The following is a 25,961-nucleotide window of genomic DNA, read 5'->3' as shown; positions in this document are numbered from 1 at the left end:
TATACAGGCCGGCGCCGCCTGACTCGTGGCGGTCGATCGGCGCCGGCCTGTATACCGGCATCCCACCGCCCCGCTCGTCGACACGCCGCGCCACACGCAGCGACCCTCTTGACACGTCAACCCCCATACAAGGATGACGGCTGTGTAAGTTGAAGCGCTTAAACTGTCGCGCCCTTGAGCGCGCCCTCGATCATCCTGCCAAGCGTTTCGATCTGGAACGGCTTCTGCAGCGCGGGGCGGTCGCGGTATTCTTCGGGCAGGCCCTGCGAGCCGTAGCCGGTGGCGAAAATGAAGGGGCGGTTGCGGGCCTTGATCAACTCGGCGACCGGGGAAATCACCTTGCCGTTGACGTTGACGTCGAGAATGGCGATGTCGAATTCGGCCGATTGCGCAAGCTTGATCGCCTCATTGATCTCGCCCGCCTCGGCGGCCACGCTGTAACCGAGTTCATCCAGCATGTCCGCCACCATCATCCTGATCATGACCTCGTCCTCGACGAGGAACACTGAGCCGCCCGGCGGCCGCGATGCAGTCATGGTGGAATTCCTTGCCCAATACCCGAATTCGAGAATGTCCCGGAATCAGAGTCGCAAATAACGCGATCCGGCGCAATGTCCGAGTCATGCCGTTTGCGTGAGTAAATGCGCAGAAAGCGCGGCGTTTCGCGTCGTTGCGAAGCCGTTGCAGGGCTTTAATGCCTGATCCAGCGCCGGGTTCCATGCCCGGAACAAGGAACTTTCCATAAACATTTTCGGGATATTCCCTCAACCCGGGTCTCCGCGCGCGTTAAGCTTTGTTCATAGCCCTTGCGAGATTGCCATGCCCGCAGCCGAGAAGCCGCCTCCGGAAAAGATGATGTTTCAGCTGAACCTGCGGCGGCGCGGGATCAGCGATCAGGCGGTGCTACGGGCCATGGAGGCGGTCCCGCGCGATTTCTTCGTGCAGGCGCAGGACCGCGGCGACGCCTTTCGCGACACCGCGCTGGGGATCGCCTGTGGGCAGACCATCAGCCAGCCCTTCGTGGTGGCCTACATGACCGAGCAGCTGCAACTGAAACCTGATCATCGCGTGCTGGAGATCGGCACCGGCTCCGGTTACCAGGCGGCGATTCTGTCAAAGCTTTGCCGGCAGGTGCTGACCATCGAGCGTTTCCGCACCTTGGCCGACAGCGCCCGCGCGCGGCTCGGGCAGCTGCGCTGCGACAATGTCGAGGTGCTGCTTGGAGACGGTTTTGATATCCCGGCGGGTGCCGGTCAGTTTGACCGCATCATCGTGACGGCGGCGATGGTGGAAATTCCCGATGGGCTGAGCGGGCGGCTTGAACCCGGCGGCATCCTGATCGCGCCGGTAGGCCCGCATAACGGCACCCAGGTCCTGATCCGGGTCGCCAGGACCGATGCGGGTCTGGAGCGCAAGGAACTGGTCGACGTGCGCTTCGTGCCGGCGCTGCCCGGCATCGCCCGGGAGCTGTGAGGGTTTCTCGTGCCCCGGACGCAGCGCAGCGCGTAGCTCTTGCGGAGTGGTGAGCTGCTGAGCCGGGGCCCAGCTTGCCAAGACCGTAACCGGGGTCCCGGTTCTGCGAAGCAGCGCGAAGAGCGCTGCATCGCGCCCGGGACACGAGAGGTAACCTTAAAGGGTTGTTTACTCAGGAGGTGTTTACTCAATTCAGTAATTTGTTGCGTACGAGTGAGTAACCATGCCCCGTGTCGTCGAGTTGCTTTGCTCGCGCCGCGCTCCGCAAGCCGCGGTGCTGGCGCTGATGTCGTTTGGCTTTGCCGGCTGCAGCGCCGACATGCAGAGCCGACTTTCGCAAAATTCCTTTTCCAATCCATTCACATCGCAACCGGAAACGACCGCCTCGGTTGCCGCGCCTGCGCCGCAGGTCGAGCGTCGCGAACTGCCGCAATATGCGCGCCCGCAGTCGCAATACCAGTCTTCCGCCCTGCCGCCTCCGGTGGCCGCCCCGCAGTCGTATCCGACCGCTGGCGCCGGCGTATCCGGGGGAGGGCGCGGGATTGCATCCTATTCCCCGCCGACCCGTCAGCCGATCGAGACCACCGGCAGCGTTGCGCCGCGGTCGATCGCTGCGGCCCGCGCACCGGGCCGCGAAGCCGGCACTACCATCATCGTCGGCACCAGCGATACGCTGGACACGCTGTCGCGCCGCTACAACGTTTCGGCCGCCGCGATCCTGCAGGCCAACGGCTACAAGGGCCCGCGCGCATTGCAGCCCGGACAGCAGCTGATCATTCCGCCTCAGGCCGCGACCGCAGCCGCCCCTGCGTTGGCGCCGCCGAAGCCCGCTATTGCCGCGGCTTCAGTGAGCGCGCCGCCGAGCGTTCACGTCGTCAATCGCGGCGACACCCTGATGAGCATCGCGCACCGTAATCGCGTGCCGGTCGCCGAATTGGCGAAGGTCAATAGCCTCGATCCCAATGCCAAACTGAAGCTCGGCCAGAAGATCAGCGTGCCCGGCGCGAAATCGGCCGCCGCACCGACCGTTGCGCAGCCGGCGCAAGTCGTTGCCGCCCAGCCGGGCGCAGTGGCGGCACCTGCGACCAAGATAGCCGCGGTCGAACCCGCGAAGGAAAAGGCGCGGCTTGCCCAGGCGACGACGACGCCCGAGGCTGCAGTTGCCGCTACTGAAGCGCCCGCGAAAACTGCCGAAGCTACCGGCGCGTTGCCGACCTTCCGCTGGCCGGTGCGTGGCCGCGTCGTCACCGGCTACGGCGCCAAGACCAACGGCAAGTCCAATGACGGCATCAACGTTGCGGTGCCCGAGGGCACGCCCGTGAAGGCCGCCGAAGACGGCGTCGTCGCCTATTCCGGAAACGAACTGAAAGGCTACGGCAATCTGGTTCTGATCCGGCACTCCAACGGTTACGTCACCGCCTATGCCCATGCGAGTGAGCTGATGGTGAAGCGCGGCGAAACCATCAAGCGTGGCCAGATCATTGCCAAGTCGGGTCAGTCCGGCGAGGTGGGCTCGCCGCAGCTGCACTTCGAGATTCGCAAGGGCTCCTCGCCAGTCGATCCGCTGCAGTTCCTCAACGGCGCCTGAGTTCGCTCCAGGCTTTGCCTTATCGACGTTATTCCGTCATGCCCGGGCTTGCCCCGCAGGCGGGACAAGCCCGGCCATGACGACCGGAGTATGATCGGCGGTGTACATCGTCGCCCGGGTCGGCTATTTCGACCTGCCACGCTTTCATTGCCCGATTGCCTTACAGCCCGATCGCGGGTCATCGCTTTCATCATTTCCAGCCCTTCGGTTCTTGCGATCCGCAACCATGCCAAAATCCGTGCCCAGTAGCGCGACACCGATCTGGCGAACCACCCAGGCCCGAGTCGCCACCTGGTTCGGCTTCACCCTGATGTGCCTCGGCATGTTCATGGCGATCCTCGACATCCAGGTGGTCGCAACCTCGCTGCCGACGATGCAGAATGCGCTGGGGATATCGCCGGATGCGATGAGCTGGATTCAAACGGCCTATTTGATCGCCGAAGTCATCGCCATTCCGTTGACCGGATGGCTCACGCGCGCACTGACGCTGCGATGGCTGTTCGTGATCGCCATCTTCGTCTTCACGCTGACGTCGATCGGCTGCGCCTTCTCTGGCAATTTTGCCTCGCTCGTCACCTTCCGCATCTTTCAGGGGTTTGCAGGGGGCATGCTGATCCCCGCGGTGTTCACAGGCATCTTTCTGCTATTTCCGGCGCGCTCCCATCCCATCGCCGGCACCATGGCGGGCATCGTGGCCGTGCTTGCGCCGACGGTCGGACCGGTCGTCGGTGGCTGGATCACGCATCATTATTCCTGGCCATGGCTGTTTCTGGTCAACGTCATCCCCGGGGTCGTTGCGGCTCTCGCGATACCGTTCCTGCTGCCGCGAGGTAGGTCTCGTCTGAACCAGCTGAGGAATCTCGACGTCTTTTCTCTCGCGCTGATGGCGGTGGCGCTGGCAAGCCTGGAGATCGGGTTGAAACAGGCGCCGCACTCAGGTTGGTTCTCCGCCGTCTGCTTCGGTCTGTTTGCGCTCTGCGCGGTTGCCACCGTCCTCTTCATCATCAGGACACGGAAGGCGGTACAGCGGGTAGTCGAGATCGCATTGTTCAAGGTGCGGCCGTTTTCGATCGGCTGCACGCTCAGTTTCTGCCTCGGCGTCGGATTGTTCGGCGCGGTGTATTTGATGCCGGTATTTCTCGCCTATGTCCGGCAGCACGACGCGCTGCAGATCGGCTCAATCATGCTGGTTACGGGCGCCGCACAACTGGTGGCCGCGCCGATTGCCGGCGCGCTGGAAAGCAGACTGGACTCGCGGTGGCTGTCGGCGTTTGGCTTTGGCCTGTTCGCGATCGGATTGGGCTGGAGCGCGTTCGAAAGCCGTACCGCCGATTACGACGAGATGTTCTGGCCCCAGGTATTGCGCGGCTTCGCGGCGATGTTTTGCCTGCTGCCGCCGACGCGGCTTGCGCTGGAAACGCTGCCGCACAAGCAGGTGCCGGACGCCAGCGGGCTGTTCAACATGATGCGAAACCTCGGCGGCGCGGTCGGTATCGCGCTGATCGATACCGTTCTCTACGGACGCACCGCGGGACACGCTGAAACCATCCGCCAGCGCCTGATCGCGGGTGACGTGACGGCGGCGCAAGCGATCGGGCTCGACCGACTTCCATCGGACGTATCGGCCGCCGGCTCACTGATCGAGCAAGCCGCTCTCGCCACCAGTGTCAATGAAGCGTGGGCGCTGCTGGCCGGCGTGGCGGTACTGGGGCTGTTGCTCATTCCGTTCGCGCGGGGTGACGGCGACACCAAGCACTGAATGGCCGCTGTGCGGCATTGCGCTTCAACGTCATTGCGAGCGCAAGCGAGGCAATCCAGTCCTTTGCAGCAGACTGGATTGCTTCGTCGCAAGGACTCCTCCCAATGACGGGGAAGCGTCTACGTCTTGATCCTCACACCCAGCCGTCCCGCCAGCTCCTGCGTGAATTGCCAGGCGACGCGGCCCGAGCGCGAGCCGCGGGTGGTGGACCATTCCAGCGCCTCGCGTTCAAGTTCGGCCTTACCAAGCTTGATGCCGAAATGCTCGCAATAGCCCGTCACCATCGCGAGATATTCGTCCTGGCTGCAGCGATGAAAGCCGAGCCACAATCCGAATCGGTCGGACAGCGACACCTTCTCCTCGACCGCTTCGCCGGGATTGATCGCGGTGGAGCGTTCGTTCTCCATCATGTCGCGGGGCAGCAGATGGCGGCGGTTCGAGGTCGCATACAGGATGACGTTGTCGGGCCGGCCTTCGATGCCGCCCTCCAGCACCGCCTTGAGCGACTTGTAGGACGCGTCGTTGCCGTCGAACGAAAGATCGTCGCAGAACACGATGAAATGGAACGGCGAGGGCCGCAGCAGCGTCATCAGCGCCGGCAGCGTCTCGATGTCCTCGCGGTGAATCTCGATCAGTTTTAGGCGATCGGCCGGCTTGCGATCGACGTTGATGCTTGCGTGCGCGGCCTTGACCAGCGACGACTTGCCCATGCCGCGCGCGCCCCACAGCAGCGCGTTGTTGGCCGGAAATCCGTTGGCGAAGCGCTCGGTGTTCTCGATCAGGATGTCGCGCAGCCGGTCGATGCCCTTGAGCAGGCCGAGATCGACGCGGTTGACGCGAGGGACCGGGGCGAGCCGTCCATTGGGGTGCCAGATGAAAGCATCCGCGCTTGCCAGCACGTCGGCGCTCGAGGCTTTTGGGGAAGCCGCGGAAAGGCCGGCCGCGATCGCCTCCAGCGCGCGCGCGATTCTTTCCTCCCTGTCATGATCGGGCGGCGGCGGACGTTTTGTCGCGGCTGTCGATGATTTCGGCGGGGCGGTCTTCGAGGTTGCGCGCGGGCCGGTTTTTCGGGGCTTTTTTGACATGTTGTGAGTTCCTGATCGAGCACCCATATCGAGCCCTGCGAGGGGCCGCAAGCGGGGCAAATGAGCGGGCAGGTAGCGTTGCAATTGGGACCGCGGCCGCTATAGTCCGCGCGAATTTGCCCGGACCGGCCAGATGCCCATGCGTCGCCGGTTCATTTCTGTTTCACAAGGATCGTCCGAATGCTGATCACCCCCGCGTTTGCCCAGGCCGCCGGCGCCGGCGACACCAACAGCATGTTGATGTCGCTGCTGCCGTTCGCGCTGATTTTCGTCATCATGTATTTCCTGATTCTGCGGCCGCAGCAGAAGAAGGTGAAGGACCACGCCGACCTCGTGAAGAACATCCGCCGCGGCGACACGGTTGTCACGTCAGGTGGCCTGGTCGGCAAAGTGACAAAAGTGGTGGACGACGACCAGATCGAATTCGAGATCTCGGATGGCGTGCGGGTGCGGCAGATGCGGCAGATGATTTCCGGCGTGCGCGCCAAGGGCGAGCCGGCGAAGGAAAAGGCTGAAACAGCCAAGGACGAAACGTCCGCGAGCTGATTTTTTCGGCCGCCGCAATCTTCAGGACGGGTCAAGTCGATGTTGTATTTTTCGCGCTGGAAGGCGCTTTCGATCATCCTGATCGCGCTTGTGGTGTGCCTTTTCGCCGTTCCGAACTTCTTCTCCGAAGCCAAGGTGAAAACCTGGCCGAAATGGGCGCAGCGCCATCTGGTGCTCGGCCTCGATCTGCAGGGCGGTTCGCATTTGCTGCTCGAGATCGATTCCGCCGCGGTCAAGAAGGACAAGCTCGACCAGGTGCGCGACGATGTGCGCCGTACGTTGCGCGACGCCAAGATCGGCTACACCGGCCTGTCCGTGCGTGCCGATAGCGTCGAGGTCCGCGTCAAGGATGCCGACCTGCCGAATGCCCTGACCAAGCTGCGCGAACTCTCGCAGCCGCTCGGCGGTTTGCTCGGCTCCTCTGGCCAGCGCAGTCTCGAGGTCAGCGACGCCGGCGGCGGGCTGATCCGCCTCACCATTCCGCAGGCCGCGATCACCGACCGCGTCCGGCAAACCATTGAACAATCGATCCAGATCGTCGAACGCCGAGTCAACGAACTCGGCACCGTCGAGCCGCTGATCCAGCGTCAGGGCACCGATCGCATCCTGGTGCAGGTACCGGGATTGCAGGATCCGAGCCAGCTCAAGGTCATCCTCGGCAAGACGGCCAAGATGGAATTCCGGATGGTCGACAGCACGGTGTCGCCGGATCAGGCCACCCAGGGCAGGGTGCCGCCAGATTCCGAAATCCTGATGAGCGCGCAGGCGCCGAAGGTGCCCTACGTCATCAAGAAGCAGGTCCTGGTATCCGGCGGCGATCTCACCGACGCGCAGCCAGGCTTCGATCAGCGCACTAACGAGCCGATCGTCAGCTTCCGCTTCAACACCTCAGGTTCGCGTAAATTTGCGCAGGCGACGATCGAGAATGTCGGACAACCCTTCGCCATCGTGCTCGACAATGAAGTGATCTCCGCGCCGGTGATCCGCGAACCGATCACCGGCGGCTCCGGGCAGATTTCCGGCAACTTTACCGTACAGGCGGCCAACGAACTGGCGCTGCTGCTCCGCGCCGGCGCGCTGCCGGCGCCGTTGACGATCGTCGAGGAGCGCACCGTCGGGCCCGGACTCGGGCAGGATTCGATCGAGAAGGGCGAGCTCGCCGCCTATGTCGGCTCGATTCTGGTCATCGTGTTCATGCTGCTGACCTACCGGCTGTTCGGCGTTTTCGCCAACATCGCGGTCGCCATCAACGTCGCCATGATATTCGGTATCCTGTCGCTGTTGAATGCGACGCTGACGCTGCCCGGCATCGCCGGCATCGTGCTGACGGTCGGCATCGCGGTGGATTCCAACGTGCTGATCTATGAGCGCATCCGCGAGGAACTGCGCGGCGGCCGCACCGCGATTTCCGCGATCGACGCCGGTTTCAAGCGTGCACTGTCCACGATCCTGGATTCCAACATCACCACCTTCATCGCCGCCGCGGTGCTGTTCTATATCGGCACCGGTCCGGTGCGCGGCTTTGCCGTGACGCTTGGCATCGGCATCATCACCACGGTTTTCACCGCGTTTACGCTGACCCGCCTGATCGTCGCAGGCTGGGTGCGATGGAAACGGCCGCAAACCGTGCCGATCTGAAGAATGCGGAGCCTTTAGTGACAAATCTGGTTCTTATCGGGCTCGGGGTTCTGATTGCCGTGCTGACGGTCGTCGCCGCCCTCGATTTGCTGCCGCCGCTGCGAATCGTGCCGGACGATACGCATTTCGATTTCACGCGCTTTCGGCGTATCAGCTTTCCAATTTCCGCGCTTCTTTCGATCGTCGCGATCACGCTGTTCTTCACGCATGGCTTGAATTTCGGCATCGATTTCAAGGGCGGTACGCTGCTGGAAGTGCAAGCCAAATCCGGACAAGCCGATATCGCGGCTATGCGCGCGACGCTCGGCGGTCTTGGCCTTGGCGACGTGCAGCTGCAGCAGTTCGGCGGCCCCGCCGACGTGCTGATCCGGGTGGCCGAACAGCCTGGCGGCGACGCGGCGCAACAGGCGGCCGTTCAGAAAGTGCGCGGCGCGCTCGGCGACAGCGTCGAATACCGCCGCGTCGAAGTGGTGGGCCCGCGCGTCTCCAGCGAGCTTTTGGCCTACGGCATGCTCGGGCTGATGCTGGCGATCATCGCGATCCTGATCTATCTCTGGTTCCGGTTCGAATGGCAGTTCGCGCTCGGCGCCATGATCGCCAACGTGCATGACATCGTGCTGACCATCGGCTTCATGTCGATCACCCAGGTTGATTTCGATCTCACCAGCATCGCCGCGCTGCTGACGATTTTGGGTTATTCGCTCAACGATACCGTCGTGATCTACGACCGCATCCGCGAAATGCTGCGGCGTTACAAGAAAATGCCGATGCCGCAATTGCTCAACGAATCGATCAATTCGACGCTGTCGCGCTCGATCATCACCCACGTCACGGTGACGCTGGCATTGCTGGCGCTGCTGCTGTTCGGCGGCCACGCCATCCACAGCTTCACCGCAGTGATGATGTTCGGCGTGGTGCTGGTCGGCACCTACACCTCGATCTTCATCGCAGCACCGATCCTGATTTATCTCGGCGTCGGCACCAACCGGGCGGACGCGGACAAGCCTTCGAAACCGTCGCGGCCCTGACCATGCCGGCTTCCTCGGACGCCCCGCATCTTCCAAGGTCGGCGCCAATCGAGGCCTACGGAAACGGCGGATTTGCCTTCGCCGGGATGTCGCATCGCGGTTCGCTGCTGTGCCTGCCCGATGCGATCTGGGCGTGGCCGGTTGCCAGGCCTGATGAGATCAATGAAGTGACGCTGCAGCGGGTGATTGCAAACGTGGCTGGCATCGACACATTGATCGTCGGCACCGGCAACGAGGTCTGGATACCGCCGTCATGGCTTCGCGAACGCTTACGCAAGGTCAGCGTCGTGATCGACGCCATGCAGACCGGGCCCGCGATCCGCACCTACAACATCATGATCGGCGAGCGGCGGCGGGTCGCGGCGGCGCTGATCGCGGTGCCATGAGCGCCGGACCGGACAAGGACTCCGCGGCGTTCTGCGCCGATCTGGTGCGCGGCCACGATTTCGAACGCTATGCCTCGACGCTGTTCGTCAACCCTGACAAGCGCCGCGCGCTGCTGGCGTTGTACGCCTTCAATGTCGAAATATCGCGGGTGCGCGAGCAGGTCAGCCAGCCCTTGCCGGGCGAAATCCGCCTGCAATGGTGGACCGACATGCTCGCGGGCGCGAGGCACGGCGGCGTCGAAGGCAATCCGGTTGCCGCTGAACTGCTGCGCGCGATCCGAACGCACGGTCTGCCGGTCGAGCCGCTGTCGCGCCTGATCGATGAGCACCAGTTCGATCTCTACAACGATCCGATGCCGAGCATGGCGGCGCTGGAAGCCTACATCCACGACACGTCGTCGGCGCTGTTCGCACTCGGCGCGCGCATCATGGCGCGGCAGTCCGAGGAGACCGACCATCTCGCGCGCCACGCTGGACTAGCGCAAGGAATTGCGCGCGTGATTGCGGCACTGCCGGTCGATGCCTCACGGCGGCAACTGTTCGCGCCGCTACAATTGCTGGAGAGCCACGGCAGCGGCATGGAAGAGGTATTCGCAGGCAGGGAGACGCCGCAATTGCGCGCGGCGTTGGATCAGCTCATCAGCGAAGCGCGCACGCATCTGACGACGGCGATGGCGCTGCTGATGAGCGCGTCGCCGGAGGTTCGCCCGCTATTCCTGCCGCTGGCACTGGTGCGCCGTGATCTCAAGCGCATGTCGCGCGCGCACTCTGATCCATTCACGCCGCGGGTGACGTCGCGGCTGCGAACGTTGTGGACGTTGTGGCGGGCGTCGCGGACGCCGCTGTTTACGTCATCCTGAGGTGCTCGCCGTCTTCACGGCGAGCCTCGAAGGATAGGCCACACCCGCGGCCCTTCGAGACGCCGCGCAAGGGCGCGGCTCCTCAGGATGACGTAGGAGTTTGTTGAGCGGCTTAAAATAACTGTGCCGCGCAGCCTCAGGCCGCCGCCGGCATGCGCAGATGATCGGCGATCCAGGAATCGAGATCGGCCAGCGCGCGGGCGCTGAGCGCCTGTTTTTTGGCGACGGTCTTTTCGTTGCCGCGCAGCCGCGTGCCGTCGGGCTTTCGGGTCGGCGGATTGGCGAGCGGCGGAAACAGACCGAAATTGATGTTCATCGGCTGGAACGAGCGGGGACCGGTGTCGATGGTTTCGATATGGCCGCCGGTGATGTGGCCGAGCAGCGAACCCAGCGCCGTGGTCGGCGGCGGCGGCGCCAAAGACTGCGATCGTGCATGCGCTGCGGCGTACAATCCGGCGATCAGACCGATGCTTGCGGATTCAACATAGCCTTCGCATCCGGTCATCTGCCCGGCGAAGCGGAGCCGGGGCTGCGCGTGCAACCGCAATTGCCCGTCGAGCAGTTTGGGCGAATTCAGAAACGTGTTGCGGTGCAGCCCGCCGAGCCTTGCGAATTCCGCGTTTTGCAGCCCGGGGATGGTCCGGAAAATCTGCTGCTGCGGGCCGTATTTCAGCTTGGTCTGGAAGCCGACCATGTTGTAGAGCGTGCCGAGCTTGTTGTCCTGGCGCAGCTGGACGATGGCATGGGCTTTCACGGCCGGATCGTTGGGATTGGTGAGGCCGACCGGTTTCATCGGGCCGTGGCGCAAGGTTTCGCGGCCCCGCGCCGCCATCACCTCGATCGGCAGGCAGCCATCGAAATAGGGCGTGCTGGCCTCCCAGTCCTTGAAGTCGGTCTTTTCGCCCGCCAGCAGCGCATCGACGAAGACGTCGTATTGCTGGCGTGTCATCGGGCAGTTGATGTAGTCGGCGCCGGTGCCGCCCGGACCTGCCTTGTCGTAGCGCGACTGAAACCACGCCACCGACATGTCGATGGAATCCCTGTGCACGATCGGCGCAATCGCATCGAAGAACGCCAGCGCGTTTTCATCGGTGAGTTCGCGGATCGCATCCGCCAGCGGCGCGGAGGTGAGGGGGCCGGTTGCGACGATGACATTGCGCCAGCCGGCCGGCGGCAGGCCGTCGATTTCGGCGCGGCGGATCTCAATTCCGGGATGCTCCTGCAAAGCCCTGGTGATGGCCGCGGAAAATCCGTCCCGATCCACCGCCAGCGCGCCACCTGCGGGCACCTGGTTGGCGTCGGCGGCGCGCATGACCAGCGAGCCTAAGCGACGCATTTCGGCATGCAGCAGCCCGACCGCGTTATTGGCGGCGTCGTCGGAGCGGAACGAGTTGGAGCAGACCAGCTCGGCAAGGCCGCCGGTGCGGTGCGCCTCGGTCATCCGATGGGGCCGCATCTCGTGCAGCACCACGCCAACGCCAGCATTGGCGACCTGCCACGCGGCCTCCGAGCCGGCAAGGCCGGCGCCGACGATGTGGACGGGTTCGAAGGAAGAAACGAGTTCGGAAGACTTGGGGCCTGTCATGGCGCAGGGGTAGCGCGTTTTCAGGCAAAGTGGAATCGGGTTTGCGTACGCTGAATACGACAACGCCCGCAACGAGGCGGGCGTTATCCGTATCATTGTTGGCTGAGCGTATCAGCCCTTGTAGGAACCGGCTGCAACGCGCGGGATGTCCGAGCGATCAAGGCCGATATCGGCCAGTTCGCGATCGCTGAGCTGGGACAATTCGCTGACATTGCGCTGATAGTCCCGGAACGCCTGGATCATGCGGATGAGCGAGAGCAACATGGAAGTCTCCTTGTCTTGACGATTCAACCCTTGGAGGAAGGCCGTACCGTTGCAACGAATATAGGGCATATCTTCGCACCGCAGCACTTCCAATGCTGCGATGCAGCTAGGTTTAATACGCATGGCTCTGGCAAGGAATGATTAACCTTTCGCCTTAACTGCACGTTCGCTTGGCACCCCCCTCGCGCAATGTGATCAGGTTCGCCAAAATCTCGTGTGAAATCATTTGGTTGCCATACCTACGTCAAGGCGATATACGGGAGAGAATCGTGGCTTGAATATCATAGATTCAGGGATTTCCCGCCACCAGATCGTGCAGACTCACATCGATTCAACATGCGCGATTCGCATGCGGGAATGTAGTAGTATATTTAAGTTCAATTTTTGGCCGACCCTGCCTGTATCCAGTGGTATTTGCCCGATCCCGGGGCCGGCCGATGATTGTAGGGTGCGCGTCAAATCGGCATTGGACGCGACCCTGGTCGCCATGGCATAGCGCCCCGGCGCACTGAAGGGGCCGGCTGCTAACACATTCGAGGATCCATGACCCATCGATCCCCCCGCGGCTTTCTACCGAGCGTGGCCATCGCGATGCTGGGCCTCATCGTGGTCCACCCCGATGCGCGCGCTGCGGAGACGACGACGATCGCCCAGGCGCGGATGGAGCACGGCGGGCAGGCCGCGCCGTCCGGCATTGCGACATTCAAGCTCGGCGATCTGACGGTGACCTCGCCATGGACACGGGCGACACCCGGCGGCGCCAAAATCGCCGGCGGCTATCTGAAGATCACCAACAACGGTATCTCGGCTGATCGCTTCGTCGGCGCAAAGTCCGATACGTCGGATCGTGTGGAGATTCACGAGATGTCGATGAGCGACGGCATCATGAAGATGCGGCCATTGCCCAACGGATTGGAAATCAAGCCGGGCGAAACGGTCGAACTGAAATCAGGCGGCTATCACCTGATGTTCATGGATCTCAAGCAGCCGCTCAAGCAAGGCGATTCGTTCAAGGCGAGACTGCAGTTCGAGAAGGCCGGTTCGCTCGACGTCGACTTCAACGTCAATGCGCTCGGCGCCACGCCGCAACACTAACTTCATTACGACCTTGTAATCAAAAACGTCTTGGACGCATGACACATTTGCGCCACGCGTCGATCACATTTTTCTCGCGCGAAGTTCATTCTGCAACTTATCAACTATCGGCGAACAATCCGGTTCACAGAATCCGGCAATGATGCGGGGATCTGTTCGAACAGGAAAGTAACATGAGCAATAAGTTACTCGGAGCGGCCGCAATGGCCGCCTTGATCCTCGCAGTCGCGCCCGCTTCCGCGGCAAAAATCGGAGGCTGCAGCAGCGAAAACCTGACCAAGACCGAATCCATGGTTGAAGCTATGGCCGACGGAGCAGGCAAGATGACCGCGCAAAAGGAAGTGGCGCAAGCACAAGACGCGATGCTCAACGGCAAGATGGGCGCGTGCGCGGCTCATCTCAGCAAGGCGATGCATGCCGGCATGATGAAGTAAGGTCGGTAGGGTGGGCAAAAGGCGCTCTTGTGCCGTGCCCACCGTTCTTATTCCGCATGCGGTTTGGAATGGTGGGCACGCGACCGGACGCGTTCGCGCGGCGGCTTTGCCCACCCTCCGCACCCTGCATCAGGGCGCGCGGGCCAACTGGCTGGCGAACGCTGCGATGGTCTTTGCATAGACCTCGCTCTTGTTCCATTGCTGGATCACGGCGAAATTGGCGCTGCCGGGCTCAAAATCCTTGCCGCGCTGCCAGCCGTAGCTGGCGAGATAATTCGCCGTCGACGCCAGCACGTCCGGCGCGCTGCGGAGCAGGTCGCGGCGGCCGTTGCCGTCGAAATCCACCGCAAATTTGATGTAGGAGGACGGCATGAACTGGGTCTGGCCGATCTCGCCGGCCCAGGCGCCGCGCATTTCGGAGGGGCTGAGATCGCCGCGTTCGACGATGCGCAGCGCGTCCATCAACTCGGCGCGGAACCGCTCCGCGCGCCGGCAATCGTAAGCCAGCGTCGCCAATGCGCGGATGGTCGGGAATTTTCCGGTGTTGGCGCCGTAGTCGGTTTCCAGTCCCCAGATCGCGACCAGCACCTCGCCGGGCACGCCATATTGCGCTTCGATACGCGACAGTGCCGAACCGTATTGCTTCAGCCTATTCGAGCCTGGCCCGAGCCGAGGCGGGATCATGCGGCCGGAAAACTCCTCAAAGCTCTGCTGGAAAACCCGTTGCCCGCGATCCTTGGACAGCACGCCTTGATCGGGCGTGACGCCACTCAATCCGGCTGCGATCGCGCCCTGCGAGATGCCCTTGGCGGCGGCTTCGGTTTTGAACTCGTTCAGCCAGGCATCGAAGCTGCCGCCGCAAGCGGCTGCATTGGCCGCCGACACGGTTGCGATAATGAGGGCGCCGGCCGCAAATGAACTAAACAGGAGGCGAAAATTCATCATGAGTCCGCCGCGAAAACGTTTCGCGGATGAAAAGGTTGCCCGGCAGACGAAATGTCGTGGCCAACCGCGGCCAAAACAAGGCTTCGCCGTCATTGCGAGGAGCACTTGCGGCGAAGCAATCCAGTTCTATGGAGCCCAAGACTGGATTGCTTCACGCCGCTCGCAATGACGGATACCCTCTTATCGCCTATTTCCCCAGCGACGCCGCGAATGCGTTGCCGTCGCGCAATCCCAATTCGTAGGCGGCGCGGATGCCGTCGGGATTGGTGATGTCGAATTGCGACAGTTCGATCTTGCGGGACGGCTGCACGTAGCTACGGCCGGCGACGTCAGGCATGTGCCGATAGAGCCGCGTCAACAGCACCAGCGTCCGTCCGCCGGCGGACTCGATCGGCTTTAGCGGCTCGACCGGGACGTTATCGACCAGGCCGCCGTCGAACGCCGGCATTCCGTTCACCAAGGTTACCGGCATGAAGGGCGGCACGCCGCTGCTTGCCATCAGCACCTCGTGCATTCGACGCGCGTCGGCGAGCGTGCGCACCGGGATGAATTCGGCACGAAACCCAAGCGCGCGGCCGAGGCGGGGATGTACCGGATGCAGCAAATGCTTCTCAAGCTGATAGGCGCCGATGCCGAGCATTGCCCCCGCGAGTGGCGGCACGCCGCGCGGCATCCGGGTCACCGCGATCTGCAGGTCGGTGATGGCATTGAGCCGCGCCAGCGCGGCATCGTCGATGGTTTGGGCCAGCAGTTCGTTATACAGCGGTCCGACCGGGCAGAGCGGCTCGCCGCGGCGCCAGGCCGCGACATCGAAATTCTTCAGATGCGGGCCGCAGCCGTCATACACCCGGCTGCGGGCCTGCGGCCCGATCCCGAGCAGCGAATAGGCCGCGGCAAAGGCGCCGGCGCTGGCGGCGACCACCAGCTTCGGCGTCAGTCCCAGCCGCGGCGCCGCCGCCTCGTAGAAGCCACCCTGCCAGTAACAGCGGTTACCCCCGCCGGCGAATACCACCGCATCGAACATGCGCCTGCATGCCAAACCGCGGCGCAACAAGCAAGATGTCCTTCCCGCGAAGGCGGGGACCCATACGCCGTGTCGTTTCAATTTGAACGATAGCGTTGCAAGGCTATGTGCAAACACCAACGCCAGAGGTTATGGGTCCCGCCTGCGCGGGGACGACGGTCGTTATGTGACGCGATCAATTGTCCTTGCGGCGCCACTGAAACAGCGATGCGGGAAAGTCCGCCGCGTAGCGTTGAACCTTCCTCAACGGCGGCGGCGCGTGCGAGACGGTGACCGGCTCGATCACCTTGCGATAAAGGTGCCAGGTGGCGTGGCCCAGCAGCGGGATCACGATGGCAAGGCCAAGGAAGAACGGCAATGAGCCGATCACCAGCAGCACCGCGACAATCAAACCCCATGCCGCCATCGGCACCGGATTGCGCGCGACCGCCTGCAGCGAAGTCAGCATTGCATCGGCGGCGCTGGCGTGACGATCGAGCATCAAGGGAAACGAAACGACGCTGATGCAGAGCGCCACCACGGCGAACAGAAAGCCGACGCCGCAGCCGACCACGATCAGCCACCATCCTTGAGCCGTCGTCAGCACGCGTTTGACGAAATCCGGAATTCCGGCCGCGGCTTCATAGCCGAAGGTCGCGACGTAAATGGCTTGCGCGGTGGCGACCCAGATCACGAACAGCGCCAGCAGCAGCGTGCCGAGCCCAAGCATGGCGCCGAATGACGGCGAGCGCAGCACCTCGGTCGCATGCCAGGCCGACGCCTCTTCGCCGCGTTCGCGACGATAGCTCAGCTCGTACAGGCCGAGCGCCGCGAACGGGCCGAGCAGGGCAAACCCCGCCGCGAGCGGAAACAGCAGCGGCAACACCGAATAGCCCAGCGCCAGTCGCGCCAGCACCAGTCCCAGCACCGGATAGATCATGCACAGGATGATGGCGTGGCTTGGCACCGCCTTGAAATCCTCCCAGCCGAGACGCAATGCGTCGCTCAGATCCGGCAGTCCGATGGTTCGGATGACGGGCGCGGCCGCGGCGTCGGGCGCGGCTGGCACGAGCGGCGTGACGTTGCCGGGATATGGAGTGGCCATTGTTGTCTCCCTGACGGCTGGCGGCAAATCCACCGCGCCGATCGAGGGCGCGCGTTTGCCTTGGGACTGGACGATCGCGATCAGGCCAGACGCGAAGACAAGGAAACCCAATGGCCAAGCCGCGAACTGAGCGGCAATGGTAGCGCCAATCCATTGAAATCGTTGCTCACGGTTCGGTGATGATGAAGCGGAAGCTTCATGTGATTGTCATTTTAGCGTCGGCCAGGTGGACCGGGTAGGTACCCCGTGCTGCATTGGCTGGGCTTGTCCCCGGGGCTGAGGTCCTTAGCGATCCGAGACGGCGGTGTCGGAATTGAACGAAGTGCCACGCGGGACGTTCAACTGTCTTCAAAGTTCACAGGGAGCGATACGATGAGCATTTTCGGAAAAATCATGAGCGCGATCTTCGGTACCAAGGCTGATGCCGCGGCACCGGACGCCACCGCTCCGGGTGGCGCGAGTTCAGGCGGAGGCGCTCCCGCTCCAGGTCCGATCATCGTCGGGGGCGGCAAAACTGCCGAGGGATCAGCCCGACCGCAAAGCGTCGACGTCGCGCCGATCCTGGACAAGGCGGTCGCCGCCAAGGGCGAAAAGCTGGCATGGCGCACCTCGATCGTTGACCTGATGAAGGCGCTGGACATCGACTCCAGCTTCACCGCACGCAAGGAGCTCGCCAAGGAGCTTGGTTACACCGGCGACAGCAACGATTCCGCCAGCATGAACATCTGGCTGCATAAGCAGGTGATGACAAAGCTCGCCGCCAATGGCGGCAAGCTGCCGCCCGAAATCAAGCACTGAATTCTACTTTTCAGCCAAAATGGAGCGGAAAGGCCGGCATTCGTGCGGGCCTTTTTGCTGCGATCGACGGCGAGCGATGCTATTGGTCGCCAAGCCTGGAATATTCGGCAGCGGATCGGGGTTGGACGATTGCAGCGGAACGAGCGATCATGATGAAGCTTAAATCTGCCGGGCTGGCCCTTGCGATCGCGATCGCATTGCCGGGCGCGGTGCAGGCGGAGCCGCTCAAGGTCCTCACCGCCGGCGCTTTCAAGCAGGTGCTGCTGGCGGCAAAGGGCGTCGCCGACATCGATCCGGCCTCGGGCGGCAGCAGCGGCATCTATGTGGCAAGCCTGATCGACACGCTTGGAATGGGCGCCACGGATACCAAGGAAAAGCCATCGGCGCAGGCGCTGATCGATCTGGTAAGAAGCAATGCCGGCGCCGCGGCGATCAAGAGCACCGGCATGGAGCCGATCGAGCAAAACCCGCCGGCAAGATAATCTTAAAAAATCGCACAAGGAGAACACCCATGGATAGCATCGATCGCAGGACCATTCTCGCCACCGGTGCGCTGGCGCTCGCCGGCGCCGCGCAGGTTCAGCCGGCTGCGGCGCAGGCCGGACCGAAGCCGATGTTTCCGGTGGCGGCGATCACCATTCCCATCGTCGGCGAGACCGATGTGTTCCAGGTGCGCCGCATCTATTGCATCGGCCGCAATTATGCCGCGCACTCCCGCGAGATGGGCTCGGACCCGACCCGCGAGCCGCCGTTCTTCTTCCAGAAGCCGACCGACGCGATCCAGAACGTCGCCATCGGCACGGTCGCCGATCATCCTTATCCGTCGCTGACCAAGAACTATCACTACGAGGTCGAACTGGTGGCGGCGCTGAAATCCGGCGGCACCAATATTTCGCCCGAGAAGGCGCTCGACCATGTCTATGGCTATGCGCTCGGTCTCGACATGACGCGGCGCGACCTGCAGCGCGCCATGGGCGACGAGAAGAAGCCGTGGGAAATCGGCAAGAGTTTTGACCGCGCCGCGGTGCTTGGTCCGATCCATCCCGTTGCGAAGACCGGACATTTCACCAAGGGCGCGATTTCGCTGGCGGTGAACGGCACCGTCAAGCAGAACTCGGACCTGCAGAACATGATCTGGAGCGTGGCCGAGCAGATCGCGAAACTGTCGGAAGCGTTCGAGCTCAAGGCCGGCGACATCATCTATTCCGGTACGCCGGAGAATGTCGGTCCGGTGGTTAGGGGCGATGTGCTGCTGTGCAAGATCGAGGGCCTGCCGGACATGTCGATCAAGATTGTCTGAGGCGTGCGCGAACGTGCCCCGGACGCAGCGCAGCGCGTAGCTCTTGCGAAGCGGTGCGCTGCAGAGCCGGGGTCCCGGTTCTGCGAAGCGGCATGAAGAATGCCGCATCGCGCCCGGGACACGAGACACCCGTCATTGCCGGGCTTGACCCGGCAATCCATCCTCTTCGCAAGAGTCGTTTCAAAGAGGATGGATACGCGGGTCAAGCCCGCGTATGACGTAGCGTGTGTCGCAGCGTCTTGCTTAATTTTCAAATTCAAAATTTCAAACAGCCAAGCGCTCTCGTTCTCGCGCCGCCGCGCGAGTTGGGCTGTTAGTTGATCTCCCCTCTTTGAGGGGAGATGGAGCGCCGAACGACGCGCCTTGGTAGTAACAAAAGCGCCTTTCGGACGCTCCATCGCAGCGATTTCTGTCCCTGGGGCCTAACTTCCGGGCGCAGGCGCGAGCAAGCTCGCCATCCAGGCAGGCTTTCGCCCACCCTTCACCTGTCCCGTCCAGCCATTGAAGGCAGAGCCCCGTAGTGGGCTCGGACGGCTCCCCAAGGCCTCCCGAGTCCGCGCTTGCGAGGCACGTCCGCGGGCGCCGCATCCGACCGGTTCGGGTTACCCCTCGCCGATCAAGCTTTCGCTCTGTCCCACTTCAGTAACGCCTCTAGAAGCGCCCCTCATCAGACAGGACACAAGCAGGATAAGCGAGGTCTTGAGGGCGGGGATAGGCATACATTCACATTTTTGTGAACGCAGTTTGTAGGCGGATTAGCGACCCCGGACGCGACAGCTCAACCGGATAGAGGTGCAAGCGTAATCCGCCGCTCCGCGCACCGGCGGCGGATTACGCCTTCCGCCTTCGCGTGTTGGAACACCGGTGCTCTGGGCCGGGCTAATCCGCCCTACGATCGCGTCAGATCCGAAAACTCCGGATGCTTGCGCAAATAATCCACCACAAAGCCGCAGCCGGCGACGACCCTGCTGCCATCCGCGCGGATCAACTCCAGCGCACCCTGCACCAGCTCCGACGCAATGCCGCGCCCGCGCAACGCGCGTGGCGTCTCGGTATGCGTGATGATGACCGTACCCGGCGCGCGGCGGTAATTGGCAAACGCCAGCCCGCCCTCGACGTCGAGTTCGAAGCGGGAGAGGGCGGTGTTGTCGCGGACGGCGGGCATGATTGATCTCCTCAACGGCGATTCTTGCGCACGTGGATGTTGATGTCGAGGTCGATCTTCGCGACGCAGCTCTGCTCGCTTTTGTGCGAGCCGCCTTCATGCCAGCGACCATCGCGGGCGCGGGCATCGCGCACATTGGCAAGTTTGAGACAGCGCCATTGCGGCAGTTTGCCGGAACTCTCGCCGCCGAACTGCCACGCCAGCACGACTTCCTCGCCATCTTTGCTCGTGCCGATGATATGCGGACACAACTCGCGGCGGCGGCCGTCATAGGCGCAGGTCACCTGCTGTTCGGCAAGGATGGCATTGCGGAAGACGGTGGAAGTGGGCGAGGGCATGCTACGCCAACCCTTCGTCAGGAATGTTCAACAGCTTGCCGCATGCCTTGCAATGCACGGCGTCGCTGTCGTGGCGCTGCAGGCCGCAGTCCGGGCAGGAAAACCGCACCTTGTTCGGCGACAGCAGCGCGCGGGCGAGGTTGAAGAACAGCGTCACGCCGAAAATCATGATCACGACGGTGATCAGCCGGCCGGTGGTGCCGGGCAGGGTGATGTCGCCGAAGCCGGTCGTCGTCAGCGCGGTGACGGTGAAATACAGCGCGTCGGCGTAGTTGGTGATCTGCTCGTTGCGGAACTTCTGGGTTTCGTAAACGATCGCGGTCATCACGAAGATGAACACCGCAAGGTTGGTGACGGCGAAAACCACTTCCTCGTTGCGCCGGAAGAAATCGCTGTCGAGCCGCAGCCGCTCCAGCATTTGCACGTTGCGCAAGAGCCGCAGCGTCCGCAGGATACGCAGAAAGCCGCCGGCCTCGCCGGCAAGCGGCGCCAGGAACGAGACGATCGCAACCAGGTCGGTCCAGGTCGAGAGCCGGGTGAATTCGCGCAGCCGATGCGGGCTGACCAGCAGCCGCGCCAAGAAGTCGGCGAGAATGACCGCGCCGAACAGGATATCCAGCGTTTCGATGGCCTGGCTGCGCGGCAGGAACGAGGTCGCGACGATGAACAGCACCGTGATGATGTCGAACGCCAGCAACGCATAACGGAACCGGACGCCGGCGGGCGTGGCGCCCTCATACAGCGCGCGGATGCTCTCCTTGAGGCGGGCAAAGGTCATGGCGACATCTTCGCCGGTTTATGCGCAGGATAGCAATCGCGCAGTGCGCCGCAGGATCGGGGAGACCGTCATGGCCAACGAAAAAGGCCCCAACGTCAAGAAGAAGCAGAAATGCAAGAATTGCGAGGGGAAGGGGCTGGTGAAGAAGGGGGACAGGGTGGTGAAGTGTCAGCGGTGTGGCGGGACGGGGGTGAGGTAGTGGCTGACAGCAGACAGGCTGTCTGTTATCATCAAAACCAAGTGTCTCATCGTCGCGGCGGAATAGCCATGGTCCACGAACGCATCGAAATGAATCCGGACATCATGGGTGGCAAACCCGTTGTGGGTGGCACGCGCGTCCCGGTGGAATTGATCTTGCGCAAACTTGGTGCCGGTATGTTGCCGGAGTCGATCCTCATGGATCACCCTCGGCTGACGCATGACGATATCCACGCCGCACAGGCATTTGCGGCCGATTATCTCGCCGACGAAGACATCGTCTACGGCTGAACGGGCGCTGGCTTGTGGACGAGTGTGGAATTTCGTTTCAACTCAGTGCTTCATCAATCGTCGCGGCCTTCAGCAGCCTGTCGCGTTCAACATAAAAGGGGCCCTGCGGACCAGCTTTGCCCTTCTTTTAGTTTGACCGGGCCAATTTTTTCAGCGGAACCGTCGAAGATCAACTGGTACTTGCCAGTATCTTTGTAGGGTTTAATTTCTTGAACTTTAGCGAGGTGGGTAATTGCTTGGATGGGTGCGACGCGATAGGCGGCAATATATTTTATCCGATCTTTCATGGCGGCGCCTATTCTGATGGCGCGCCATTGGTTCTCGCCAATGAAAACCTCCTGAAATCCTTCTTCGCGGGCCGGAACAACGACGGTATCTGATCTGGCTCGGCGTTCTCGCCGAGCTGTGCGAGCTTCTGGCGTGTTAGAATTATTTTCTGAAGTTTCGAGTTCTGAAGGGTCTTCAAGCTCATCATAAAGGGTATCAAATTGAAATGTCCGATCGCCAGAATCGGAAATGAAGGCTTTCAATTCCAACACGGAAATATTGGCATTGATCTTTTCGATGACTCGAAACAATTCAGATGTTGCCTCGTCTATGATGACAAGGCCTTTGAAGTCGGAGTAGACGGCACGATCTAAATAATGGTCGATATTGGGGCTCGACGATAACTTACAGGCTCGTTCTAAACGCTTCAGTAAACCTTGGTCCTTACGAATTTCGTTCATTACAAACGTTCGCACGGCGCGCTGTCCCTCATCGAAGCTAGTAACAAACTTTAGCATTTGGATTCCGACGTGCTTGAATGGATCGTGGCTAACTATTTCGTTCTCGACCACGAATAATTTCGGCTCATCGGGTTTTGTCGTATCAAGCGGCGTATTTACCCTCGTGGATCAGTTTGGTGGATTTGCGCATCATCTGCTTTTCCGCCTTTTGAATTCATCGTCCCACAAGAGAAGGTCCGGACGATACGCCGTGACGAGAACGGCCGGCCAGCGGTCACCCGACGGGAGCGCCCACACAACGTGAACAGGACGGCCATCGGCATCATGCTGCAATGCCAGGACGCTGCGACCGCGAAACCGTTCCGGATAATCCTCGACAGCGACGGCAGTCATCACGTTCGCCACGATATCCTCGATGAGGATAGCATCTTTCGCAAGTTCCGCAAAACCGTGGTCCGACACGCGAACATCACCGGCAAGGACCAGAGTCTGTATGGGCCGCAAAGTTTCGCTCATGGTCGGCAACCACATGCCGCGCCGCCACTCGGCGCCTTCGTTCTGAGAACGAAGGAAAAGGCTACTCCGCCGCCTCGCTCGCCCCGCTCTTCCGCCGCTTCCCACCCGCGGCCTTCGCCAGCACCGGCCCCAGAAACTTCCCCGTGTAGCTCCGCGGCGCCTTGACGATGTCCTCCGGCGGGCCCCAGGCGACGATTTCGCCGCCCCCGTCGCCGCCTTCGGGGCCGAGGTCGATCACCCAGTCGGCGGTTTTTATCACTTCGAGATTGTGCTCGATCACCACCACGGTGTTGCCCTGCGCCACCAGCTCGTGCAGCACCTCGAGCAGTTTTTTCACGTCGTGGAAGTGCAGCCCCGTCGTCGGCTCATCGAGAATGTAGAGCGTGCGGCCGGTGGCGCGCTTGCTCAGTTCTTTCGCCAACTTCACGCGCTGCGCTTCGCCGCCCGATAGGGTGGTGGCCTGCTGGCCGACATGGATGTAGTCGAGGCCGACGCGGTGCAGCGTCTTGAACGTCTCGCGCACGCGGGGCACCGCCTTGAAGAACTCGGCGGCTTCCTCCACCGTCATATCGAGCACGTCGGCGATTGATTTGCCCTTGAACAGCACTTCCAGCGTTTCGCGGTTGTAGCGCTTGCCGCGGCACGCGGTGCAGGTGACGTAGACGTCCGGCAAAAAGTGCATCTCGATCTTGATGACGCCGTCGCCCTGGCAGGCCTCGCAGCGGCCGCCCTTGACGTTGAACGAAAACCGCCCGGGCTCATAGCCGCGCGCCTTGGCCTCGGGCAGGCCTGAAAACCATTCGCGGATCGGCGTGAACGCGCCGGTGTAGGTCGCGGGGTTGGAGCGCGGGGTGCGGCCGATCGGCGACTGGTCGATGTCGATGATCTTGTCGATGTGCTCCAACCCCTCGATGCGGTCGTGCGGGGCGGCGCCCTCGCTGGCGTTGTTGAGTTTTCGCGCGATCGCCTTGTAGAGCGTGTCGATCAGCAGCGTCGACTTGCCGCCGCCGGAGACGCCGGTGACGCAAGTGAACAGCCCGAGCGGGATCTCCGCCGAGACGTTTTTCAAATTGTTGCCGCGGGCGTTGACCACTTTTATGGTGCGGCGATGGTTCGGCGGCCGCCGCTCCGGGATCTCTACCGACAATTCGCCGGTGAGATATTTTCCGGTCAACGACGCCGGATTGTTCATGATGTCCGCGGGCGTGCCCTGGGCGACGATGTGGCCGCCATGCATGCCGGCGCCGGGGCCGATATCGAGCACGTAATCGGCAAGCCGGATGGCGTCCTCGTCATGCTCCACCACGATCACGGTGTTGCCGAGGTCGCGCAGCCGCTTCAGGGTTTCCAGCAGCCGCGCGTTGTCGCGCTGATGCAGGCCGATCGAGGGCTCGTCCAGCACATAGAGCACGCCGGTGAGGCCGGAGCCGATCTGCGAGGCGAGGCGGATGCGCTGGCTCTCGCCGCCGGAGAGGGTGCCGGAGGCGCGCGCCAGGGTCAGGTAGTTCAGCCCGACGTCGAGCAGGAACGACAGCCGCTCGCGGATTTCCTTCAGCACCCGCGCGGCGATCTCGTTCTGCTGGGCGTTGAGCGCCTTCGGCACGGTCTCGAACCATTCGCCGGCGCGCCGCACCGACAATTCGCTGATTTCGCCGATATGCTTGCCGCCGATCTTGACGCACAGCGCTTCCGGCTTCAGCCGATAGCCGTTGCAGGCCGCGCAGGGCACGTCGGAAAAATATTTCGCCAGTTCTTCGCGCGCCCATTCGCTTTCGGTTTCGCGGTAGCGGCGGTCGATGTTGGTGATGACGCCCTCGAACGGTTTCTTGGTGTCGTAGGAGCGCACCCCGTCTTCATAGGAGAATTTTATCTCGTCGTCGCCGGAGCCGTGCAGGATCGCAGCCTGCGTCTTCTTCGGCAGGTCCTTCCACTTGGTGTCCAGCGTGAACTTGTAGAATTTGCCGAGCGCGTTGAGAGTCTGGATGTAATAGGGCGAGGACGATTTCGCCCACGGCGCGATGGCGCCGCGCCGCAGGGTCAACTCCTTGTCGGGAATGACAAGCTCTTCATCGACATGCTGCTCGACGCCGAGCCCGCCGCATTCCGGGCAGGCGCCGTAGGGGTTGTTGAACGAGAACAGCCTGGGCTCGATTTCCGGAATCGTAAAGCCGGACACCGGGCAGGCGAATTTCTCCGAGAACAGAAGCCGTTCCGGGCCGCTCTTGTCGTGAATCTTTGCGACTTTCTTTGCGGCGGGCTCAGCCTGCTCCCTCCCCCCTTGAGGGGGAGGGCTGGGGAGGGGGGTAGCCGCGGGCGCCGGCGCTCGTTGCTTACCCCCCTCCCGACCGGCCTTCGGCCGGTCGACCTCCCCCTCAAGGGGGGAGGTGGGATGACATCCCTCGAAACCCGCAACCTCACCATCCGCTTCGGCGGCCATGTCGCCGTCGACAGCGTAAGCTGCGCGTTCCGCCCCGGCGAGCTGACCGCGATCGTCGGGCCGAACGGCGCCGGCAAGACCACATACTTCAACCTGATTTCCGGACAATTGCGCCCGAGCGCGGGCAGCATCCTGTTCGACGGCACTGATATCACGCAGCTCTCGGCACCGCTTCGCACCCGCGCCGGGCTCGGCCGCGCGTTCCAGCTCACCAACCTGTTTCCGAATTTGAGCGTCGCGGAAAACGTGCGGCTCGCGGTGCAATCCGCCAGCGGCGTGCATTACGACATGCTGCGGCCCTGGATGACGCGACGCGATTTGATCGCGCGGGCCGACGCCATCCTCGACAAGGTCGCGCTCGGCAACCGCCGCGCTGTGGCGGCAACCGTGCTGTCGCATGGCGACCAGCGCAAGCTCGAGGTCGCCTTGATGATGGCGCTGGAACCCAAGGTTTTCATGTTCGATGAGCCGACCGCCGGCATGAGCGTCGACGAGGTGCCGGTGGTGCTCGACCTGATCGCGCGGCTGAAGAAGGATACCAGCAAGATCATTCTGCTGGTCGAGCACAAGATGGATGTGGTGCGCTCGCTCGCCGACCGCATCATCGTGCTGCATAAC

The 25,961-nt window shown here is 62.6% G+C and carries 27 protein-coding genes and 1 pseudogene; 15 read left to right on the top strand and 13 right to left on the bottom strand.

Annotation, left to right across the window (positions count from 1 at the left end):
- Positions 1-158: 158 nt before the first annotated feature.
- On the bottom strand, positions 159-536 hold the full coding sequence (locus VGP39_RS09330; RefSeq protein ID WP_327567821.1) for a response regulator: 378 nt from the start codon (positions 534-536) through the stop codon (positions 159-161).
- Positions 537-819: 283 nt separating this feature from the next.
- On the opposite strand from VGP39_RS09330, the gene VGP39_RS09325 reads away from it, so the two are divergent.
- From VGP39_RS09325 to VGP39_RS09315, 3 genes are all read left to right on the top strand, one after another.
- Positions 820-1,473, top strand: a complete 654-nt coding sequence (locus VGP39_RS09325; RefSeq protein ID WP_327567820.1) for a protein-L-isoaspartate(D-aspartate) O-methyltransferase — start codon at positions 820-822, stop codon at positions 1,471-1,473.
- 223 nt (positions 1,474-1,696) lie between these two features.
- Positions 1,697-3,061: a peptidoglycan DD-metalloendopeptidase family protein gene (locus VGP39_RS09320; RefSeq protein ID WP_327567819.1), complete on the top strand. Its 1,365-nt coding sequence runs from the start codon at positions 1,697-1,699 to the stop codon at positions 3,059-3,061.
- 226 nt (positions 3,062-3,287) lie between these two features.
- Positions 3,288-4,820, top strand: a complete 1,533-nt coding sequence (locus tag VGP39_RS09315) for a DHA2 family efflux MFS transporter permease subunit (protein WP_327567818.1) — start codon at positions 3,288-3,290, stop codon at positions 4,818-4,820.
- 119 nt (positions 4,821-4,939) lie between these two features.
- Here the strand turns inward: VGP39_RS09315 and VGP39_RS09310 are convergent, their stop codons facing one another.
- Positions 4,940-5,905 carry an ATP-binding protein gene (locus VGP39_RS09310; RefSeq protein ID WP_327567817.1) on the bottom strand — a complete coding sequence of 322 codons (966 nt, stop codon included), beginning with the start codon at positions 5,903-5,905 and terminating at the stop codon, positions 4,940-4,942.
- Between the two features lie 180 nt (positions 5,906-6,085).
- On the opposite strand from VGP39_RS09310, the gene yajC reads away from it, so the two are divergent.
- The 5 genes from yajC to VGP39_RS09285 are packed head-to-tail and all read left to right on the top strand — an operon-like array spanning position 6,086 to position 10,363.
- On the top strand, positions 6,086-6,451 hold the full coding sequence (gene yajC / locus VGP39_RS09305; RefSeq protein ID WP_327567816.1) for a preprotein translocase subunit YajC: 366 nt from the start codon (positions 6,086-6,088) through the stop codon (positions 6,449-6,451).
- Positions 6,452-6,490: 39 nt separating this feature from the next.
- Entirely contained in the window at positions 6,491-8,089 is a 1,599-nt protein-coding gene (secD, locus tag VGP39_RS09300; RefSeq protein ID WP_327567815.1) for a protein translocase subunit SecD, read from the top strand.
- Between the two features lie 17 nt (positions 8,090-8,106).
- Complete coding sequence (gene secF / locus VGP39_RS09295; RefSeq protein WP_327567814.1) at positions 8,107-9,117, top strand: protein translocase subunit SecF; 1,011 nt, start codon at positions 8,107-8,109, stop codon at positions 9,115-9,117.
- A 2-nt stretch (positions 9,118-9,119) separates the two neighbouring features.
- Complete coding sequence (locus tag VGP39_RS09290; RefSeq protein WP_327567813.1) at positions 9,120-9,503, top strand: Mth938-like domain-containing protein; 384 nt, start codon at positions 9,120-9,122, stop codon at positions 9,501-9,503.
- Positions 9,500-10,363 carry a phytoene/squalene synthase family protein gene (locus tag VGP39_RS09285; RefSeq protein WP_327567812.1) on the top strand — a complete coding sequence of 288 codons (864 nt, stop codon included), beginning with the start codon at positions 9,500-9,502 and terminating at the stop codon, positions 10,361-10,363. The genes VGP39_RS09290 and VGP39_RS09285 overlap by 4 nt, the downstream gene beginning before the upstream one ends.
- A 136-nt stretch (positions 10,364-10,499) precedes the next feature.
- On the opposite strand, the gene trmFO is transcribed toward VGP39_RS09285, so the two are convergent.
- A complete protein-coding gene (trmFO, locus tag VGP39_RS09280; RefSeq protein ID WP_327567811.1) occupies positions 10,500-11,948 on the bottom strand; it encodes a methylenetetrahydrofolate--tRNA-(uracil(54)-C(5))-methyltransferase (FADH(2)-oxidizing) TrmFO in 1,449 nt (482 codons plus the stop codon).
- Between the two features lie 111 nt (positions 11,949-12,059).
- A complete protein-coding gene (locus VGP39_RS09275) occupies positions 12,060-12,212 on the bottom strand; it encodes a DUF1127 domain-containing protein (protein ID WP_327567810.1) in 153 nt (50 codons plus the stop codon).
- Positions 12,213-12,755: 543 nt separating this feature from the next.
- On the opposite strand from VGP39_RS09275, the gene VGP39_RS09270 reads away from it, so the two are divergent.
- Positions 12,756-13,307, top strand: a complete 552-nt coding sequence (locus tag VGP39_RS09270; RefSeq protein WP_327567809.1) for a copper chaperone PCu(A)C — start codon at positions 12,756-12,758, stop codon at positions 13,305-13,307.
- 173 nt (positions 13,308-13,480) lie between these two features.
- On the top strand, positions 13,481-13,741 hold the full coding sequence (locus VGP39_RS09265; protein ID WP_327567808.1) for a hypothetical protein: 261 nt from the start codon (positions 13,481-13,483) through the stop codon (positions 13,739-13,741).
- Positions 13,742-13,870: 129 nt separating this feature from the next.
- On the opposite strand, the gene VGP39_RS09260 is transcribed toward VGP39_RS09265, so the two are convergent.
- The 3 genes from VGP39_RS09260 to VGP39_RS09250 all read right to left on the bottom strand — a co-directional run bounded on the left by VGP39_RS09260 (position 13,871) and on the right by VGP39_RS09250 (position 16,794).
- Positions 13,871-14,683 (bottom strand): lytic murein transglycosylase, encoded by an 813-nt coding sequence (locus tag VGP39_RS09260; protein ID WP_327567807.1) that lies wholly within the window; start codon positions 14,681-14,683, stop codon positions 13,871-13,873.
- Between the two features lie 190 nt (positions 14,684-14,873).
- Positions 14,874-15,710 (bottom strand): patatin-like phospholipase family protein, encoded by an 837-nt coding sequence (locus VGP39_RS09255; protein ID WP_327567806.1) that lies wholly within the window; start codon positions 15,708-15,710, stop codon positions 14,874-14,876.
- A gap of 175 nt (positions 15,711-15,885) precedes the next feature.
- The gene (locus VGP39_RS09250) at positions 15,886-16,794 is read right to left on the bottom strand and encodes a DUF2189 domain-containing protein (RefSeq protein ID WP_327567805.1); all 909 of its coding nucleotides are present in this window, start codon (positions 16,792-16,794) and stop codon (positions 15,886-15,888) included.
- A gap of 372 nt (positions 16,795-17,166) precedes the next feature.
- On the opposite strand from VGP39_RS09250, the gene VGP39_RS09245 reads away from it, so the two are divergent.
- From VGP39_RS09245 to VGP39_RS09235, 3 genes are all read left to right on the top strand, one after another.
- Positions 17,167-17,592: a DUF3597 domain-containing protein gene (locus tag VGP39_RS09245; RefSeq protein WP_327567804.1), complete on the top strand. Its 426-nt coding sequence runs from the start codon at positions 17,167-17,169 to the stop codon at positions 17,590-17,592.
- Between the two features lie 149 nt (positions 17,593-17,741).
- Entirely contained in the window at positions 17,742-18,074 is a 333-nt protein-coding gene (locus tag VGP39_RS09240) for a hypothetical protein (protein WP_327567803.1), read from the top strand.
- 29 nt (positions 18,075-18,103) lie between these two features.
- A complete protein-coding gene (locus tag VGP39_RS09235) occupies positions 18,104-18,892 on the top strand; it encodes a fumarylacetoacetate hydrolase family protein (protein ID WP_327567802.1) in 789 nt (262 codons plus the stop codon).
- A gap of 889 nt (positions 18,893-19,781) precedes the next feature.
- Here the strand turns inward: VGP39_RS09235 and VGP39_RS09230 are convergent.
- Genes VGP39_RS09230 through VGP39_RS09220 form a run of 3 tightly spaced genes read right to left on the bottom strand, consistent with a single transcriptional unit; the run spans position 19,782 to position 21,173 of the window.
- Positions 19,782-20,057 carry a GNAT family N-acetyltransferase gene (locus VGP39_RS09230; RefSeq protein WP_327567801.1) on the bottom strand — a complete coding sequence of 92 codons (276 nt, stop codon included), beginning with the start codon at positions 20,055-20,057 and terminating at the stop codon, positions 19,782-19,784.
- An 11-nt stretch (positions 20,058-20,068) separates the two neighbouring features.
- The gene (locus tag VGP39_RS09225; protein ID WP_327567800.1) at positions 20,069-20,395 is read right to left on the bottom strand and encodes a hypothetical protein; all 327 of its coding nucleotides are present in this window, start codon (positions 20,393-20,395) and stop codon (positions 20,069-20,071) included.
- 1 nt (position 20,396) lies between these two features.
- Complete coding sequence (locus VGP39_RS09220) at positions 20,397-21,173, bottom strand: potassium channel family protein (RefSeq protein WP_327567799.1); 777 nt, start codon at positions 21,171-21,173, stop codon at positions 20,397-20,399.
- A 267-nt stretch (positions 21,174-21,440) separates the two neighbouring features.
- Here VGP39_RS09220 and VGP39_RS09215 point away from each other — a divergent pair, with 267 nt between their 5' ends.
- Entirely contained in the window at positions 21,441-21,662 is a 222-nt protein-coding gene (locus tag VGP39_RS09215; protein WP_327567798.1) for a DUF433 domain-containing protein, read from the top strand.
- An 86-nt stretch (positions 21,663-21,748) separates the two neighbouring features.
- Here VGP39_RS09215 and VGP39_RS09210 read toward each other — a convergent pair whose 3' ends face one another.
- The 3 genes and pseudogenes from VGP39_RS09210 to uvrA all read right to left on the bottom strand — a co-directional run.
- Positions 21,749-22,501: a hypothetical protein gene (locus VGP39_RS09210; RefSeq protein WP_327567797.1), complete on the bottom strand. Its 753-nt coding sequence runs from the start codon at positions 22,499-22,501 to the stop codon at positions 21,749-21,751.
- Positions 22,502-22,579: 78 nt separating this feature from the next.
- Positions 22,580-22,921 carry a DUF4258 domain-containing protein gene (locus tag VGP39_RS09205; RefSeq protein WP_327567796.1) on the bottom strand — a complete coding sequence of 114 codons (342 nt, stop codon included), beginning with the start codon at positions 22,919-22,921 and terminating at the stop codon, positions 22,580-22,582.
- 46 nt (positions 22,922-22,967) lie between these two features.
- Positions 22,968-25,157 (bottom strand): annotated as a pseudogene (gene uvrA, locus VGP39_RS09200) (excinuclease ABC subunit UvrA); the annotation flags it as partial.
- Positions 25,158-25,295: 138 nt separating this feature from the next.
- On the opposite strand from uvrA, the gene VGP39_RS09195 reads away from it, so the two are divergent.
- Positions 25,296-25,961, top strand: a 666-nt coding sequence (locus tag VGP39_RS09195; protein ID WP_327567795.1) for an ABC transporter ATP-binding protein, incomplete at its 3' end; no start/stop codon positions are given.

Origin of the sequence: Bradyrhizobium sp. (genome assembly GCF_036009065.1) — a bacterium.
Lineage (GTDB): Bacteria > Pseudomonadota > Alphaproteobacteria > Rhizobiales > Xanthobacteraceae > Bradyrhizobium.
This window is presented reverse-complemented; position numbering and strand designations above follow the sequence as displayed.